General features: G+C 66.9%; 18 protein-coding genes. 13 read left to right on the top strand and 5 right to left on the bottom strand.

All coding sequences use genetic code 11. From position 1 onward, the window contains the following. Positions 1 to 126 precede the first annotated feature (126 nt). Positions 127 to 1200 (bottom strand): YeiH family protein, encoded by a 1074-nt coding sequence (locus BMI01S_RS08315; protein WP_028211498.1) that lies wholly within the window; start codon positions 1198 to 1200, stop codon positions 127 to 129. 126 nt (positions 1201 to 1326) lie between these two features. Between BMI01S_RS08315 and BMI01S_RS08310 the strand changes: the two genes are divergently transcribed. From BMI01S_RS08310 to BMI01S_RS08275, 8 genes are all read left to right on the top strand, one after another. Beyond that, on the top strand, positions 1327 to 2259 hold the full coding sequence (locus BMI01S_RS08310; protein WP_028231278.1) for a LysR substrate-binding domain-containing protein: 933 nt from the start codon (positions 1327 to 1329) through the stop codon (positions 2257 to 2259). A 145-nt stretch (positions 2260 to 2404) separates the two neighbouring features. Next, on the top strand, positions 2405 to 3193 hold the full coding sequence (locus BMI01S_RS08305) for a TIM barrel protein (RefSeq protein ID WP_028211500.1): 789 nt from the start codon (positions 2405 to 2407) through the stop codon (positions 3191 to 3193). Positions 3194 to 3246: 53 nt separating this feature from the next. Beyond that, entirely contained in the window at positions 3247 to 4230 is a 984-nt protein-coding gene (locus BMI01S_RS08300; protein WP_028211501.1) for a sugar kinase, read from the top strand. A gap of 113 nt (positions 4231 to 4343) precedes the next feature. Continuing rightward, positions 4344 to 5627, top strand: coding sequence for an MFS transporter (locus BMI01S_RS08295; RefSeq protein WP_028211502.1), 1284 nt, complete (start codon positions 4344 to 4346; stop codon positions 5625 to 5627). Positions 5628 to 5648: 21 nt separating this feature from the next. Beyond that, entirely contained in the window at positions 5649 to 6614 is a 966-nt protein-coding gene (locus BMI01S_RS08290; RefSeq protein ID WP_028231279.1) for a 2-hydroxyacid dehydrogenase, read from the top strand. Beyond that, positions 6611 to 7699 carry a substrate-binding domain-containing protein gene (locus tag BMI01S_RS08285; RefSeq protein ID WP_042288869.1) on the top strand — a complete coding sequence of 363 codons (1089 nt, stop codon included), beginning with the start codon at positions 6611 to 6613 and terminating at the stop codon, positions 7697 to 7699. Before BMI01S_RS08290 ends, BMI01S_RS08285 begins: the two co-directional genes overlap by 4 nt. Before the next feature lie 170 nt (positions 7700 to 7869). Beyond that, the gene (locus BMI01S_RS08280; protein WP_028231281.1) at positions 7870 to 8679 is read left to right on the top strand and encodes a YhfC family intramembrane metalloprotease; all 810 of its coding nucleotides are present in this window, start codon (positions 7870 to 7872) and stop codon (positions 8677 to 8679) included. A 35-nt stretch (positions 8680 to 8714) separates the two neighbouring features. Further along, positions 8715 to 9080: a DUF3022 domain-containing protein gene (locus BMI01S_RS08275; protein WP_028211506.1), complete on the top strand. Its 366-nt coding sequence runs from the start codon at positions 8715 to 8717 to the stop codon at positions 9078 to 9080. A 59-nt stretch (positions 9081 to 9139) separates the two neighbouring features. On the opposite strand, the gene BMI01S_RS08270 is transcribed toward BMI01S_RS08275, so the two are convergent. Both BMI01S_RS08270 and BMI01S_RS08265 read right to left on the bottom strand, forming a co-directional pair. Beyond that, positions 9140 to 9574, bottom strand: a complete 435-nt coding sequence (locus BMI01S_RS08270) for a PGDYG domain-containing protein (RefSeq protein ID WP_028211507.1) — start codon at positions 9572 to 9574, stop codon at positions 9140 to 9142. 235 nt (positions 9575 to 9809) lie between these two features. Continuing rightward, a complete protein-coding gene (locus BMI01S_RS08265; RefSeq protein ID WP_028231282.1) occupies positions 9810 to 10373 on the bottom strand; it encodes a Spy/CpxP family protein refolding chaperone in 564 nt (187 codons plus the stop codon). A 235-nt stretch (positions 10374 to 10608) separates the two neighbouring features. Between BMI01S_RS08265 and BMI01S_RS08260 the strand changes: the two genes are divergently transcribed. Together BMI01S_RS08260 and BMI01S_RS08255 are read left to right on the top strand one after the other, a co-directional pair. Then, positions 10609 to 11073 (top strand): Lrp/AsnC family transcriptional regulator, encoded by a 465-nt coding sequence (locus tag BMI01S_RS08260; protein WP_028211509.1) that lies wholly within the window; start codon positions 10609 to 10611, stop codon positions 11071 to 11073. Between the two features lie 205 nt (positions 11074 to 11278). Next, positions 11279 to 12382, top strand: coding sequence for a saccharopine dehydrogenase family protein (locus BMI01S_RS08255; protein ID WP_028211510.1), 1104 nt, complete (start codon positions 11279 to 11281; stop codon positions 12380 to 12382). 4 nt (positions 12383 to 12386) lie between these two features. Here BMI01S_RS08255 and BMI01S_RS08250 read toward each other — a convergent pair whose 3' ends face one another. Together BMI01S_RS08250 and cydX are read right to left on the bottom strand one after the other, a co-directional pair. Beyond that, positions 12387 to 12998: an AAA family ATPase gene (locus tag BMI01S_RS08250; protein WP_028211511.1), complete on the bottom strand. Its 612-nt coding sequence runs from the start codon at positions 12996 to 12998 to the stop codon at positions 12387 to 12389. Continuing rightward, complete coding sequence (cydX, locus tag BMI01S_RS42910; RefSeq protein WP_051381430.1) at positions 12995 to 13168, bottom strand: cytochrome bd-I oxidase subunit CydX; 174 nt, start codon at positions 13166 to 13168, stop codon at positions 12995 to 12997. The genes BMI01S_RS08250 and cydX overlap by 4 nt, the downstream gene beginning before the upstream one ends. A 164-nt stretch (positions 13169 to 13332) precedes the next feature. Here cydX and BMI01S_RS08245 point away from each other — a divergent pair, with 164 nt between their 5' ends. From BMI01S_RS08245 to BMI01S_RS08235, 3 genes are all read left to right on the top strand, one after another. Continuing rightward, on the top strand, positions 13333 to 13776 hold the full coding sequence (locus tag BMI01S_RS08245) for a hypothetical protein (protein ID WP_028211512.1): 444 nt from the start codon (positions 13333 to 13335) through the stop codon (positions 13774 to 13776). Positions 13777 to 13896: 120 nt separating this feature from the next. After that, positions 13897 to 14874, top strand: coding sequence for a magnesium/cobalt transporter CorA (gene corA, locus BMI01S_RS08240; protein ID WP_028211513.1), 978 nt, complete (start codon positions 13897 to 13899; stop codon positions 14872 to 14874). A 179-nt stretch (positions 14875 to 15053) separates the two neighbouring features. Continuing rightward, positions 15054 to 16013, top strand: coding sequence for a sugar ABC transporter substrate-binding protein (locus tag BMI01S_RS08235; RefSeq protein ID WP_028211514.1), 960 nt, complete (start codon positions 15054 to 15056; stop codon positions 16011 to 16013). Positions 16014 to 16169: the final 156 nt, after the last annotated feature.

The following is a 16169-nucleotide window of genomic DNA, read 5'->3' as shown; positions in this document are numbered from 1 at the left end:
GCCCAATGCGGACGTACGTAGAAACGCAAAATGCCCCGTGGCAGACGGGGCGAGCGGCCGGAAGCACCGGCGCATAGGGGTTCGGGCGGGGCGGCGGAGGGCGCTGCGCCGCCCATCGGCGCGCGGTCATCCGAACAGGCGTTGCACGCCCCAGGTGATCGCGAGACCACCGCCGACCAGCCAGAGGTAGATGATGAAACCGGCGGTCAGCGCCCGCGGGCCGGCCTGGCGGATCTGCGAGACGCGCGTCTCGATGCCGAGGGCCGTCATCGCCATGGTGAGCGCGAAGGTGTCGAGCGTATTGATCGCGTGGGTGGCCGATTCGGGCAGCACGTGGAGCGAATTCACGATCACGAGCGCGAGGAAGCCGAGCGCGAACCAGGGCACCGCGAGCTTGCGCGCGCCGCCGTGGGCGGCGTGGTCGCCGGCTTGCGCCTTGCTGCGCGCCGCGCGGTTGAGCCACACGCCGAGCACGAGCAGCACCGGCACGAGCAGCATCACGCGCGTCATCTTGACGATGGTGGCGATGTGGGTGGCTTCCGGGCTCACGTTGCTCGCCGCGCCGACGACCTGGGCGACTTCGTGAATCGTGCCGCCGAAGAAGAGCCCGGCGCCGAGCGTATCCAGATGGAGCCAACCCGCGCGGAACAGCAACGGGTAGAGGAACATCGAAAGCGTGCCGAACAGCACGACGGTGCCCACGGCCACGGCGCTCTTGTGCGGCTTGGACTGGAGCGTGGATTCGAACGCAAGCACGGCCGCCGCGCCGCAGATCGCGCTGCCCGCCGCCGTGAGGATGGCGGTGTCGCGGTCGAGTTTCAGAAGCTTCATGCCGACCCAGGTGCCGATGACGAGCGTGCTCACGACGATCACCGCCGATTCGACGAGCCCCGGCACGCCCACCTGGGCGATTTCCTGAAGGCTCACGCGCAGGCCGAAGAACGCCACCGCGATGCGCAGCAGCTTGCGTGCGGAGAAGTTCACGCCGGCGGCCCAGCTTTCTGGCAGGCCATCGCGCAGCGCGTTGCCGTAGATCGCGCCCGCGACGATGCCGACGATCAGTGGGCTCATGCCGAGCCCGGCGATGGCGGGGAGCGATGCAATGCTGGTGACGGCCGCCGCGAAGAGCGCGACGAACAGCACGCCGTTGAGTTGCCCGCGTGTGGACGGCAACGAATGCGCAAAAGTGGGGGAAGACATGGCGGCCTCGACAAATGGGGTAGCGAACCGGTCGCTATCGAATGGCCTAATCCTAATTTAGGTATATCGATATGAAAAATCGTCATTTGTGAAGTAATATATAGGTCAACACGATGATTCACCGCGATGACCCCGGAACAACTGATAACTTTCGCTGCTGTCGCCGAGCACCTCAACATCAGTCGCGCGGCGCTGGCGCTGCATTTGTCGCAGCCGGCCGTATCAGGCCAGTTGCGGCTCTTGCAGGAGGAGATCGGCGAGCCGCTCTACCAGCGCGACGGCCGCGGCGTGCGCCTGACACCCACGGGGGCGCAACTCGCGGGCTATGCGGCCCGCTTGCGCGACACGTGGCGCGACGCGCTTGCTTACCGCGACGCGCTGCGGGGCCTCGAGCGCGGCACGCTGCGCATCGGCGCGACCACCACGCCCGCGAGCTACCGGCTCCCCTACCTCGTCGCGCAATTCCACGCGCACTATCCGCACGTCAAGCTCGAAACGTCGAGCGGCAACACGAGCGACGTGGTGAGCATGCTCGGCGCAGTCGATATCGCGCTGATCGAAGGGCCGGTGGGCGAGCAGTTGCCGCCCGACACGGCTGTGCATCCGTGGCTCGAAGACGAGATCGTCGCTATCGTGCCCCGCTCGCACGCGCTGGCGTCGCAGCAGGCGGACGCGCAAGGCGAGCCCGGCGTACCGATGCCGTCGATCACCGTGGAAGCGCTCGCCGAGTGGCCGCTGGTCTTGCGTGAAGACGGCTCGGGCGTGCGCCAGGTGGTCGAGCGCGCGTTCGCGCGAGTGGGGGTGCCCATGCGCGTGGCGCTGGAGATCGCTGGCGTGGAGGGCGTGAAGGAGGCCGTGCGGGCGGGCATGGGCATCGGCTTCGTCTCCGCGATGTCGATGCGCCATGAGGACGGCGCCTTGCGGCAAATCCGTCTTGGCCCCGAACCGCTCGCACGGCGGTTCTCGATCCTCGTGCCGCATGCGGGCGCGGCTTCGCGCGTCGCGCAGCGCTTTCTCGAGCTGTGTCTCGCCGATATCCCCGGGGTGCCGTCCGCCTGACCCAGGGCAATCCAGAATGGCGCGCTCAACGGCCAGCGCGCACTATCCGACGAAATTACCCGGCGCGCAGGCGCTTTTTTTCGGACTGGGTTTGGAACCGGTTCCAAGAAAGCGGCGCGCCGAAAGCAGGCAGAGGAACAGGGCAATGGCGGAAGTGGCAATCGTGGCGAGCGCGTTCGGCGCGCAGGCAATCTGGCGCGACGGGCATGCGGCGTGGAGCCGGACGGCGCGGCGCGCGGGCGCGCAGGCCTTCGAGGTGCGCCGCGAGTTGATGGACGATGCGCAAGTGCAGCCCGAAGCGCTGCGCGCGCTCGGTCTCGCGCTTGCGGGCGAGGGTTTGTGGCGCGTCTGGTCCACGCCGGACTCGCTCTATGGCGAGGACGGTGCGCTCGACGAAGCGGCGCTCAGCGCGGCGGTCGCTGCGGGCCGCGCGCTCGGGGCGCGTTTCGTCAAGCTGCAACTGGGTGGTTTCTCCGGCGATGCTCACGCGGCGCGCCTCGCGGCTCTGCTCGAACAGCTCGGCGCGCGTACGGGTGAAGCGGGCGACGGCCCGCGTGTCGTCGTCGAGAACGGCCAGCTCGAGCAGGGCGGCAAGCTCGCACAGTTCATCGATCTCTTCAACGCGTTGCGCGACGGCGGCGCGGGCGGCGTGATCGCGATGACGTTCGATATCGGCAACTGGCAATGGCCGGGCGAGCCGCCGCTGCTCGCGGCCGCGGCGCTCGCGCCGCACGTCGAGTACATCCACTGCAAGGCCGTGGCGGGCGAGGGCGCGCGCCGTTTCGTCACCGCACCAGCCGACGACGACCCCCTGTGCCGCGCCGCGCTGGCGTTGCTGCCCGGCCACGTGCCGCGCGGCATCGAATTCCCGTTCGACCCTGCGCGCGTTGCCGACGCCGCCGCGCATTACGTCGAGTGGCTCGCCGCCGCTTGAGCGAAGCGCACCGCCAACGTCCCCAGACCACGCATACGATTCAGGATCGCCTCATGACCACACTCGATGTCATCACCTACGGCGAAGCGATGGCGATGTTCGTCGCCACCGAGCCGGGGCCGCTCGCCCAGGTCGGGCACTTCACGAAGCGCGCGGCGGGCGCGGAGCTCAACGTCGCGACCGGCCTCGCGCGCCTTGGCTTCAAGGTGGGCTGGATGAGCCGCGTGGGCGCCGACTCGTTCGGCCAGTTCGTGCGCGACGTGCTCGCGCACGAAGGCGTCGACGCGCGCTGCGTGACTACCGATTCCCGCTTTCCGACCGGCTTCCAGCTCAAGTCGAAGAACGACGACGGCAGCGATCCGGCCATCGAATATTTCCGCCGAGGCTCCGCGGCAAGCCAGCTCTCGACCAGCGACTACCAGGCCGATTACGTGCTCGGCGCACGCCATTTGCACCTGAGCGGCGTGGCGCCCGCGATCTCCGTGTCGTCGCGCGAACTCGCGTTCAAGCTCGCGCGCGAAATGCGCGCCGCGGGCCGCACGATCTCGTTCGACCCGAACCTGCGCCCGACGCTGTGGAGCTCGCAGGCCGAGATGGTCGCCACGCTCAACGAACTCGCGAGTTTCGCCGACTGGGTGTTGCCGGGCGTGGGCGAAGGCCGCGTGCTGACGGGCTCGGACGATCCCGAAGCGATCGCGCGGTTTTATCTTTCGCGCGGCGCGCGCGCGGTGATCGTGAAGCTTGGCGCCCAGGGCGCGTATTACGCGAGCGCAGACGGCGAGCAGGGCCGCGTGGCGGCGCAGCGCGTCGAGCGCGTGGTCGATACGGTGGGCGCCGGCGACGGCTTCGCCGTGGGCGTGGTGAGCGCGCTGCTCGAAGGGCGCGCGCTGGCCGAAGCGGTCGCGCGCGGCAATCGGCTTGGCGCGCTGGCCGTGCAGGTGATCGGCGACTCGGAAGGCTTGCCGACGCGTGCGCAGCTCGATGCGCTCGAAGGCGCGCAGCCGCGTGCGGGCACTGCCGCCGTGGCCGCAGCGTAGCAGAGCGGTAAAAAGCGGCGCAACGCGGAGCGAATTCGCTAGGCGTGCGCCAACCGACATGAAACAAGAGGGCAGCACTGCCGGTGCCAGGCCCCGTTCAACTGGAGACACCGATGACCTCAACCTCGCTCGCACCGCGCCGCTGGTGGGCAATCATGCCGATCGTGTTCATCACGTACAGCCTTGCCTACCTCGACCGCGCCAACTACGGTTTCGCCTCGGCGGCCGGCATCAACAAGGATCTCGGCATCAGCCCGGGGCTCTCCTCGCTGATCGGCGCGCTGTTCTTCCTCGGTTATTTCTTCTTTCAGCTGCCGGGCGCCGTGTACGCCGAACGCCGCAGCGTGCGCACGCTCGTGTTCGTGAGCCTCGTGCTCTGGGGCGGCTGCGCCGCGCTCACGGGCGTCGTCACGAACATTCCGTCGCTCATGGCGATCCGCTTCGTGCTTGGCGTGGTCGAGGCCGCCGTGATGCCAGCCATGCTCATCTTCATCAGCAACTGGTTCTCGAAGTCCGAACGCTCGCGTGCCAATACGTTCCTCATCCTCGGCAACCCGGTCACGGTGCTGTGGATGTCGGTCGTCTCCGGCTATCTCGTGCACTCGTTCGGCTGGCGCCACATGTTCATCGCCGAAGGCGCGCCCGCCATCCTGTGGGCCGTGTGCTGGTGGTTCCTCGTGCGCGACAAGCCCGCGCAGGTGAGCTGGCTCTCCGACGATGAAAAGCGCGTGCTCGACGCCGCGATGCGCGCCGAGCAGGCCGCCATCAAGCCGGTGCGCAATTACGCCGAAGCGTTTCGCACACCGGCCGTGATGCTGCTCTCGGCGCAGTACTTCTGCTGGAGCATCGGCGTATACGGCTTCGTGCTGTGGCTGCCCTCGATCGTGAAGAACGGCTCGGCGCTCGGCATGGTCGAGACCGGCTGGCTTTCCGCCATGCCGTATCTCGCGGCGACCATCGCCATGCTCGCCGCCTCGTGGGCCTCGGACAAGCTCGACAACCGCCGCGCCTTCGTGTGGCCGTTCCTGCTGGTCGGCGCGCTCGCCTTCGCGGGTTCGTACGCGCTCGGCTCGACGCACTTCTGGGTCTCGTACGCGCTGCTCGTGGTGGCGGGCGCGGCGATGTACGCGCCGTATGGCCCGTTCTTCGCGATCGTGCCCGAGCTGCTGCCGAAGAACGTGGCAGGCGGCGCGATGGCGCTCATCAACAGCATGGGCGCGCTCGGCTCGTTCGTCGGTTCTTATGTGGTCGGCTATCTGAATGGCGCGACGGGCTCGCCTGCGGCATCCTATGCGTTCATGAGCGCGGCGCTGCTCGTTTCGGTCGGCCTCACGCTCGCCGTCAAGCCGCAGCGCGAGGCCGCGCGTGGCTACGCCACGGCGGTTCACGGCAAATAACGCACATCACCTGGCTGACCCATGAAGCAGAAAATCGTTGTCTACAAAGCCGTGCCCGCCGATGTGGCCGACTACCTGCGCGAGCACGCCGAAGTCGTAACTGTCGACGCCGACGCGCCCGGCGCGCTGGCCGCCGCGCTCAAGGACGCCGACGGTGCGATCGGTGCGAGCGTGAAGATCACGCCCGACATGCTGGAGGGCTCGCGCGTGAGGGCGCTCTCCACGATTTCGGTGGGCTACGACCAGTTCGACGTGCCCGATCTCACGAAGCGCGGGATCGTGCTCGCACACACGCCCGACGTGCTGACCGAATCGACGGCCGACACCGTGTTCTCGCTCATCCTCGCGAGCGCTCGCCGCGTGGTCGAGCTGGCCGACTGGGTCAAGGCGGGGCACTGGAAGGGCAGTATCGGGCCCGCGCAATACGGCGTGGAGGTGCAGGGTAAAACGCTCGGCATCGTGGGGCTCGGACGCATCGGCGGCGCCGTCGCGCGGCGCGCGGCGCTCGGCTTCGACATGAGGGTGCTCTACACGAACCGCAGTCCGAACGAAGCCGCCGAGCGCAACTATGGCGCGCGCCGCGTCGAGCTCGACGAACTGCTCGCGAGCGCCGATTTCGTCTGCCTCCAGGTGCCGCTCACCGCGGCCACGCGTCACCTGATCGGTGCCGAAGAGCTCAGGAAGATGAAAAGGAGCGCGATTCTCATCAACGCCTCGCGCGGCGCGACCGTCGACGAGCCGGCGTTGATCGCGGCGCTCGAAGCGGGCACGATCCACGGCGCGGGCCTCGACGTGTTCGAGCACGAGCCGGTCGATCCCGCTTCACCGCTTTTGCGCATGCCCAACGTGGTGGCGCTGCCGCACATCGGTTCCGCCACGCACGAGACACGCCACGCCATGGCGCGCTGCGCGGCCCGGAACCTCGTCGCGGCGCTCGCAGGCACGCTCGACGTGAACATCGTCAACCGCGAGGTGCTCGCGCGATGAGCGCGGGACCGGGGCGCCCCGATGGCGTGGATGGTGCGGAAAAGCGCGCTGGGGCCGCGCCTGCGCGCCGCGCCACCATCAGCGATGTGGCGCGTGAGGCCGGCACCGGCAAGACCAGCATCTCGCGCTATCTGAACGGCGAGCTGGGCGTGCTATCGCCCGATTTGCGCGCACGCATCGAAGCGGCGATCGAGCGCCTCGACTATCGCCCCAACCAGATGGCGCGCGGCCTCAAGCGTGGGCGCAACCGGTTGCTCGGCCTGTTGCTCGCGGATCTCGCCAATCCCTATTCGGTGGAGGTGCTCCAGGGCGTCGAGGCCGCATGTCATGCGCTCGGCTACATGCCGCTCATCTGCCACGCGGCGAACGAGATTGAAATGGAGCGGCGCTATCTCCAGTTGCTCACGACGTATCGCGTGGAAGGCGTGATCGTCAACGCGCTCGGCGTGCGCGAGTCGATGCTCAAACCCGTGGGCGGCGGCGGCATTCCCGCCGTGCTGATCGACCGGACCGTAGACGGTCTCGATGCCGATATGGTCGGTCTCGACAACGCGGCGGCCGTGCATCTTGGCACGAAGCATCTCCTGTCGCGCGGCTACCACGACATCGTGTTCGTCGTGCAGCCGTTCGCGCAGGTCAGCTCGCGGCGCGAACGCGAAGCGGCGTTTCGCGAATCGATGCAGGCCTCCGGGGGAGCGGCACGCGGCCTCACGCACGTGCTCGATCTGCAGGACGAAGCGGCTGTGCAAATCTCGCTCGCGGCGCTCGATGCCCGTCTGGCCCGCGCCGCCGCAAGCGGGGCGCGCTGCGCGCTATTCGCGGCGAACGCGCCAGTGGCGCTGCGCCTTGCGCTCCATCTGAAGGCGGCGCTCGGCGCGCACTGGCAGCAGCGCGTGGCGCTCATCGCCATCGACGATCCCGACTGGGCCGAGCTTGCCGGCATCACCACGATACGCCAGCCGACGCGCGAGATAGGCTACCGCGCGGTGGAGTTCTTGCACGAACGCATCGAGGGTGCCGCCCTCGCGGCCCGCTCGGCGGCGTTCGAGGGCGAACTCGTGGTGAGGGCGTCGACATTAGGGTGATTGCAGCGGCAGCCAGAACGCCTTTTGTGCATGGACCGCGCGGCAGGAAACCGCGCAATGGACACTAGACGCACGTCGCCGCGCCGCCAGGGCTGCGCGCCGTGGCCGATATCTGCGATCATTCGGGCTGCGGTGCGCGTCGATGCGTGCCGAACGTCATAAGGAAGCCCATGTCCGTAGCCCCGATCACGCTCGTTTGCCTCTCGCTCGCGACGCTGTTCGTCGCCGCCTTGCCCGTATCGCTCTATCGCCGGTTGCGCCAGCCGCTCGCGCTCGACTGGCGCGATACGATCGCGGGCGTCGCCGTCTTCGCGTTCTTCGCGGCTGTGATCGAGCGTGCCCTCAACGACTACGTGCTGCACGGGAACGCCGCCACCGCGCAACTGACGGCGAATCCCGTCTTCTTCGTCCTGTACGGCGCGTTCGCCGCGGGCGTGTGCGAGGAAGTCGGGCGTTATATCGCCATGCGCCTCATCGAGCGCCGCGCTGCGCGCAAGCCCAACATCCCCGCAGACAGCGCCGCGTTCGCCTACGGTATTGGCCATGCCGGTGCGGAGGCGTGGTTCGTCGGCGTGCTCGTGCAACTGCAATGGATCGTGTTCGCGGTGCTCGCCAATCGCGGCAATCTAGACGAGCACCTTTCCAACCTCACGCTGGACTCTGTCCTGCGCGTGCATCTGATTCTTTCGAGCCTTTCGCCGCTTTTCGCGGGCGTGTTCGCGATCGAGCGCACGGCGGCATTCGTGTTCCAGATCGCATTGTCGGTGCTGATGTGGCGCGGCGTGCGGGCGGGATGGAAGGGGATTCTGCCGCTCGCGATTCTGGTGCACGCGCTCATCGACGTGCCCGCCGCGATGTACCAGGCGCGTCTCGCGCCGCTCGCGGCCGTGGACGGCTTTTATGCGGTGGCGGCTGCCGTGGTCGCCGTCGTGCTTTTCAGGACGTGCCGCCGCGAGCGGCGCGTTGCGCGCGCCGCGTGAGCGCGCGTGTTCCATCACTCACTTTTCTGGCGTCAATGGAAGCCTATCTGTTTGAATGCGCGAGCCCCGAATTCGATGAGCTCGCACGTGTGATCGCCGACATCTTCCCCGAGCAGACGCGCTTTGCCGAAGAACGAAGTGAAGAAGGCGTGCCGCAACTGGCCGTGCATTGGGTTGCCATGCGCTTCGGCTCGAAGGCGCGCCGCATGGTGCTGACCATCGCGCTCGCGCCCGCCGCGCTCGCCCGCTATCGTGCGTTGCCGCCGCGGCTGCGCGGCCGCAGCTTCGCCGTGCTGCGCGCCTACGTGGAGGCGACGATCGAATCACTCGAGGAACAGCACGCGAAGGGCGAGGACGTGCCGCGCGAAGTGACGATCGCGCTGGACGAAGAATTTGCCTGAGGTTGCTTGAAGCGACGAAGGAAGGGGCGCGGCGCGCCCGCTCCGTGATCGCCAGAGGCTCAGTCGGCGAGGCGGTAGACCTTGGCGAAACGGGCGGCCTGCACGACGCCGTAGTCGCCAGGCGCGTATTGCATGACCCAGTCGCCGGCCACGCCGCTCAGGCGGTCGCCGCCGGCCGAGCGCACGAGCGTGAAGGGTTCGTCCATGCGCTTTGCGAGCACCACGACCTGGCGATTGCGATACGCGCCTGCTTCGCCGTGGGAGAGCGCATCGCTGGCCGGCAGGTATTTCGCGTCGAAGCGTTCGCGCGAGACGACCCAGCGGTCGCCGGTCGACCCGGTGATGATCGCGTCGCCAGGCGCATAGCGGTTCGGGCCTTCGAGGCTCATCAGTTCGCCGGCAAGCGCCGCGAACTCGACGCTCACGGTTTCGTCCTTGACGACGCGCTGGGCGGCGGCGTCGCCGCGCAGGTCGAGTTGGGTCAGTTCAATCATGGTGGCAGCAGCGGACCTGCTTCCCAAAAGTCGTGTTCCAGGGAAGCGACGGACGGGCGAGTGCGCCGGTCCGTCGCGTGGCCCGCAAGGGTAACCTGGATTGGACTGCCGCGCACGAATGGCAGCACGGGCGCCGGGCCGATCGACGGGGCGCTGCGCCCGCCTCGGACCGAATGCCGGGCTTAACAGCGGGGCTTAACTGCGAGGCTTAACTGCCGGGCTTTACTGCGGGGCTTTACTGCGCAGCCGGCGTGCTGGCCGGCTCGGCGTCGCTTGCCGCGGCGCCTGGCGAAGACTTGCTCTTGTGCTTCGGCTTCGTCGCTTTGCCCGACTGGCCATGCTCATGCTCGTGGCCGTGGCGGAAGGTCTGGTCGGCGAGCTTCTTTTGCTCGGGCGAAAGGCTCGTGTAGAGCGGCTCGAATGCGGTGACGAGCTTCTGCATGTCTTCGGCGTGCGCCTGGGCGATCTGCGCGTACTGCTTCATGTCGTCGAGCGCGTTGCGCGTGTTTTCGGTTTCCATGCGCTGCTTGTAGAGCGCGCCCATGGTTTGGCCGTTGCTGCGCATGACGTCGGCGAACGTCTTCCACTGCGGCTCTTGCTCGGGCGTGATCTTGAGCTGCGTGTGCAGCCACGTGATGCGCTCCTCGACACGCTGCTGATGCTGCGCGGCGCGCACATCGGCGCTCGATGCGGCCGCGGCGGTGGCCGCGACGGTGGCCGAAGCGGCAGGCGCGGCGCTTTGCGCAAACGCGCCGCTCATCGAGAGCGAGGCGGCAAGGATGACAAGCGCTTTTTTCATTGTGACTCCTCGAATCGTTTCATAGCGGGTGTTTCGTAGCGGGTGTTTCGTAGCGATAGCACGGCCAGAACGGCTGCAGCCGCTATTAGTATCACGTTATCGCTTCGCTCCGCCCCGGCTGCGACACTTGCTTACAAACGAAACGCGTGGAAATACCCGTCGTGCATGGGACACGACGCGCCTGGCCTCGCGCGATAATGTCCGCCTTCCGACTACCGATACCGACCGCCTCCCGATGAGACCCCCGCGCCTCGATCAACTCGACGACCTCGACCGCAGCCTCGTTGCGCTGCTGCAGGAAAACGCCCGTGAGAGCGTTGCGAATCTCGCGCGGCGCCTCGGCGTCGCGCGCACCACCGTGCTCGCGCGGATCGCGCGCCTCGAGCGCACGCAGGTGATTGCCGGTTATGGCGTGCGGCTCGGCCAGGACGTGCTCGATGCGAGCCTGCAGGCGTGGGTGGGGCTCATCATCGCGCCGCGCCACGGGCCGGACGTGCAAAAGCGGCTCGGCAAGATGCCCGAAGTGCAGTTGCTCTGCGCGGTGAGCGGAGAGTACGACTACGTTGCATGGCTGCGCGCCGATTCGCCCGACCGGCTCAACGACCTGCTCGACCAGATCGGCGGCATCCCGGGCGTGGAGCGAACGACCACGTCCATCGTGCTCGCGCGCAAGATCGATCGCGGTTCCGTGACGGGCTGAAGTGGGATGCCGTCGCGGCTGAAAAGCGGCGCGTTGCGCATCGAAATCCGCGCTTTTCGACATTCCGACGAAGTTCATGGTCAGAATGACGAAAACTGCGGTCGTAGCGCATCGTTTTGCATCTAGGAACCGTTTTTGACTCTCCCTAGACTGTGTTTGAGCGGGCGCTGCCCATCCCCAAGCATAGAAAACCAAAGGAGAGGACATGAAAGTCGCAATTGCAGGCGCCGGTTTGATCGGCCACACCATTGCCCATATGCTGCGCGAAAGCGGCGATTACGAAGTGGCGGCCTTCGACCGCGATGCGAAGGCGCTCGAGCCGCTCGCGGCGCAGGGCATCCCGACCGCGCGAGTCGATTCCGGCGACGCCGCCGCGCTGCGCGGCGCGCTCGAAGGCTATGACGTGCTCATCAACGCGCTGCCGTATTACCTGGCGGTGAACGTCGCTTCGGCGGCGAAGGGCGCGGGTGTCCATTACTTCGATCTGACCGAGGACGTGCGCGCCACCCACGCAATCCGCGCGCTGGCCGATGGCGCCGATCATGTCTTCATGCCGCAATGCGGCCTGGCGCCCGGCTTCATCGGCATTGCGGCCCACGCGCTCGCGAGCCGCTTCACCGAAATCCGCGACGTCAAGATGCGCGTGGGTGCGTTGCCGCAGTTCCCCACCAACGCGCTCAAGTACAACCTCACGTGGAGCGTGGACGGCCTGATCAACGAATATTGTCAGCCATGCGAAGCGATTCGCGACGGGCGCACGCAGTGGGTGCAGCCGCTGGAGGGTCTCGAGCATTTCTCGCTCGACGGCGTGGAGTACGAAGCATTCAATACGTCGGGTGGCCTCGGCACGCTCTGCGAGACGCTTTCGGGCAAAGTCGAGTCGCTCGACTACAAGTCGGTGCGGTATCCGGGCCATCGCGCGCTCATGCAGTTCCTGCTCGAAGACCTGCGCCTTTCGAGCGACCGCGACACGCTCAAGGCCATCATGCGCCGCTCGGTGCCCGCCACCGAGCAGGATGTCGTGCTCATCTTCATGACCGTCACCGGCATGCGCGATGGCAAGCTCGTCCAGGAAGTGTTCACGCGCAAGATCTTCGCGAAGACGGTGTGCGGCGTGCCGATGAGCGCGATCCAGATCACCACGGCCGGCGCGATGTGCGCCGTGCTCGACCTGTTCCGCGAAAAGCGCCTGCCGCAAGCCGGATTCGTGCGTCAGGAGCAGGTCTCGCTCCAGCAGTTCCTCGCGAACCGCTTCGGCCAGGTGTACGAAGGCTCGACGCTCGAGGCTCGCGCAAAGGTGCCGGCCTGACGGCTTACGGCGCTGACTGTCCTGTGCCTGGCCTGCCAGCCGATACGATGCGCTGCAGCAACGCATCGTAGTCGGCTTCGGCGGGCGCGGTGTTGTCGAACAGGATGAGACCGTCGAGCTGCGCCCCCGACGGCATGAAGCGCCGCTTCCGGTATTCGTCCCAGTGAGCGAGCTTGTAGGCGTCGATCGGATGCGCCCGCGCGATGATGCGCTCGTGCGCCGTTTCCTCGCTCGTATGGATCCACACCACGGTGATCGCAACCTGCGGTCCGACATTCAGCCACGCGCGATCGAACAGCTTGCGATCGCGCACTTCCCGCGAGAGCGGCCCCACCACGAGCACGCTCACCCCCAGTTCGAGGTTCTCGCGAGCGGTGTCGATGAGCCCCTGGTACTCGGGGTCGCGTAGATGCTGCAGAAAGAGCGGGCTGTCGCGGTCGTTCGGGTCCTGCGTGAGCGCACCCATCGCGGCCGCGCTATAGCGGCCGTAAAGCGTGTCCTTGTCCAGCAGGCAGAACGGCTCGCCGGTCTCGCGCGCGAGCGGGCCGAACAGGCGTTTGGCGAGCGACGTCTTGCCGGTTCCGGCGTGGCCGCAGAGGAAAACCAGTCGCGTCACGGGCGCGGTGCCTCGCCCCGCTGCGTGTCGGCCTGCTGGGAGCCGGCTTTTTCCGCGCCGCCCGGGCCGTGCCCGTCGAGGAACTTGCCGTTGGCGTCGAGCCACATCACGTTGATGATGCCGAAGCCGAGCGCCACGCCGATGCCGAGGATCCACGAGAAGTACCACATCGCTTTTGCCTCCCCTACGCTCATGTTGCGCGCTGTCGCGCGATCTCCGAAGCATATAACATCGATCATCGGCACGACGCGCCCGTGCGGATATCATGGGCCCGAACCGGGCAACGAAGCCAACGAAGCCACCGAAGGCCAGGCAAGACAAGGGGAAAGCGCCCATGCCATCGCGCAGGTTGCTTGCATGCATCGCCGCCGTAGCGGCGCTAACCACTGTGACGGTGCTCGGGCTCGGCGGCTGTGCCGAAGAACCTGCGCCGGCGCAGCCATTCAAGGCCGTGCCGGCCGAGCGTATCTTGCGGCCAGGCTATACGGAGGCGGGCGAGGGCCTCGTCGCCGTGGACGTGCGCCGCGAGCGCACGCGCAACGTCATCGTGAAGTTCCGCGACGCGCCGGTCTACATCGACGGCGAGCCCGTCACCGATCTGATGGACGGCGAGCACGTCACGTTCTACCTCAAGCCCGGTATTCACCGCATCGGCGTGACGACGCAGTTCGATCCCGTGCTCGAACTGCGTTTCCTCGTGGATCCGCGCTATTCGAACCGTGCGAGCGTCACATTCGACAAGGATCATCGCATCGGCATCCGGCGCGTCGCGCAGTAGGTTGTGTGGAGATGAGGGGGAACCGCGCGTGGGCGCCGCCGGTCCACTGAACACCTTACACTGGTCAACCGGTGCAACTCGAAGCGGCGCGGGCGCGCCCCGCCGTCCGGAATAAACGACATGCTCATCAACTGCGTCGCGTATCAAGGCGGCAAGAAACTGGCCGACGTCCCGGTCGAGGCCATCAGCGACTATCTGGTCAAGCCGGAATGTTTCGTCTGGGTGGCGCTCAAGGACCCCGACGCCGGCGAAATGGCGGCGATGAAGGAGGAGTTCGGCCTGCACGCGCTCGCCATCGAAGACGTGATGAACGGCAACCAGCGGCCGAAGATCGAGGAATACGGCAACACGCTATTTTGTGTGCTCCACACGCTCGAACTCGACGACGACGGCGAGGTCATCACGGGCCAGGTGAATGTCTTCGCCGGCCCCAATTTCGTGCTCTCCGTACGCCACCGCGCGCAGCAGGGCTTCGCCGATGTCCGCGCGCGCTGTGAGCGCGAGCCCGAGCTGCTGCGCGAAGGCTCGGGTTTCGTGCTCTATGCGCTCATGGATAGCGTGGTCGACCGCTACGCGCCCGTCATCGAAACGCTTTCGGCCGAGATCGAGGAACTGGAGGACCGCATCTTCGAGAAGCACGACCTCGCGGGCTCGCGGGCGATCATCGAGGATCTCTATTCGCTCAAGCGCCGCCTCGTGATCCTGGCGCACCATGTCACGCCGCTCGTCGACGCCGTGGGCAAGCTCGTGGGCGGTCGTATCCCGCAGATCTGCGTGGGCATGCAGGCTTATTACCGCGATGTCTACGACCACCTCGTGCGGGTGTCCAACATGATCGACGGGCGCCGCGAGATGATCGTCACGGCCATCCAGGTGAATCTCGGCATGATCTCGCTTGCGGAAAACGAGGTCACCAAGCGGCTCGGCTCGTTCGCCGCGCTGTTCGCCGTGCCGACGATGATCGCGGGTATCTACGGCATGAACTTCGAGCACATACCGGAGCTTCATTTCAGATTCGGCTACCAGATCTGCCTCGCCGTCATGCTCCTGATCGACGTATTCCTGTTTTTCCTCTTTCGCCGGATCAACTGGCTCTGAAGGGGCCGGGCGTCCCTCGGCTCGCGCTGCTGCGGCGCCGCATGGCCGCCGCTGTTGCCATCGACATCGCGAAGTTGACACCACGAAGCGCCTGCACCGAGAATGGGCCGGCAGAGAACGTTTGCGCATAACCAGAAAGCAGGGCCCATCCGGGCCCGACAAACCGGAGCCTTTCGAAAATGAACTCCCGCATTCGCCGCCGCATCCTTCTTGCCAGCACCGCGCTCGCCACCACGGCCGTCACCGGCACATGGCCGCTCGCCGCCCGTGCGCAGGCACGCAAGCCGAAGGTCGCGCTCGTCATGAAGTCGCTCGCCAACGAGTTCTTCCTCACCATGGAGAACGGCGCGAAGGAATACCAGAAGCACAACTCCGCCGACTTCGATCTCATCACCAACGGCATCAAGAACGAAACCGACACGGCCGCGCAGATCCAGATCGTCGAGCAGATGATCGTCTCGAAGGTCGACGCCATCGTGCTCGCGCCAGCCGATTCGAAGGCGCTCGTGCCGGTCGTGAAGAAGGCCGTGGACGCCGGCATCATCGTCGTGAACATCGACAACAAGCTCGATTCCGACGTGCTCAAGTCCAAGGACCTCAACGTGCCATTCGTCGGCCCCGACAACCGCAAGGGCGCGCGCCTCGTCGGCGACTATCTCGCCAAGCGGCTGAAGGCGGGCGACCCGGTGGCCATCGTGGAAGGCGTCTCCACCACGACCAACGCGCAGCAGCGCACCGCGGGCTTCAAGGACGCGATGCAGGCCGTCGGCGCGAAGATCGTGTCGACGCAGTCCGGAGAGTGGGAGATCGACAAGGGCAACGCGGTGGCCGCCGCCATGCTCAACGAGTATCCGGACATCAAGGCGCTCCTGTGCGGCAACGACAACATGGCCATCGGCGCCGTGTCGGCCGTGCGCGCCGCGGGCAAGCAGGGCAAGGTGTACGTGGTCGGCTATGACAACATCGGCGCCATCAAGCCGATGCTCAAGGACGGCCGCGTGCTCGCCACCGCAGACCAGTTCGCGGCCAAGCAGGCCGTGTTCGGCATCGATACGGCCTTGAAGGCGCTCAAGGAGCACAAGAAGCAGTCGGAGCTTTCGGGTATCGTCGAAACGCCCGTGGTGCTCGTCACGAAGTAAGCCGGCGCGGCCGCGCGGCCCGAGCGCCGCCCCCGCGCCGCCCCGATACATGGCGGCGCGAGGGGCTCTTACGCGTGCAAATCAATAAACGCTCAAGAATCCCGCCGCGCGGCCGTTATTTGTACCGGGATGGCCGCATGGGCGGCCGTCTGTCGC

Source organism: Paraburkholderia mimosarum LMG 23256 = NBRC 106338 (assembly GCF_000739815.1).
GTDB lineage: Bacteria > Pseudomonadota > Gammaproteobacteria > Burkholderiales > Burkholderiaceae > Paraburkholderia > Paraburkholderia mimosarum.
Note: the sequence above shows the minus strand (reverse complement) of the source record. Positions and strands in the feature narration are given on the sequence as shown.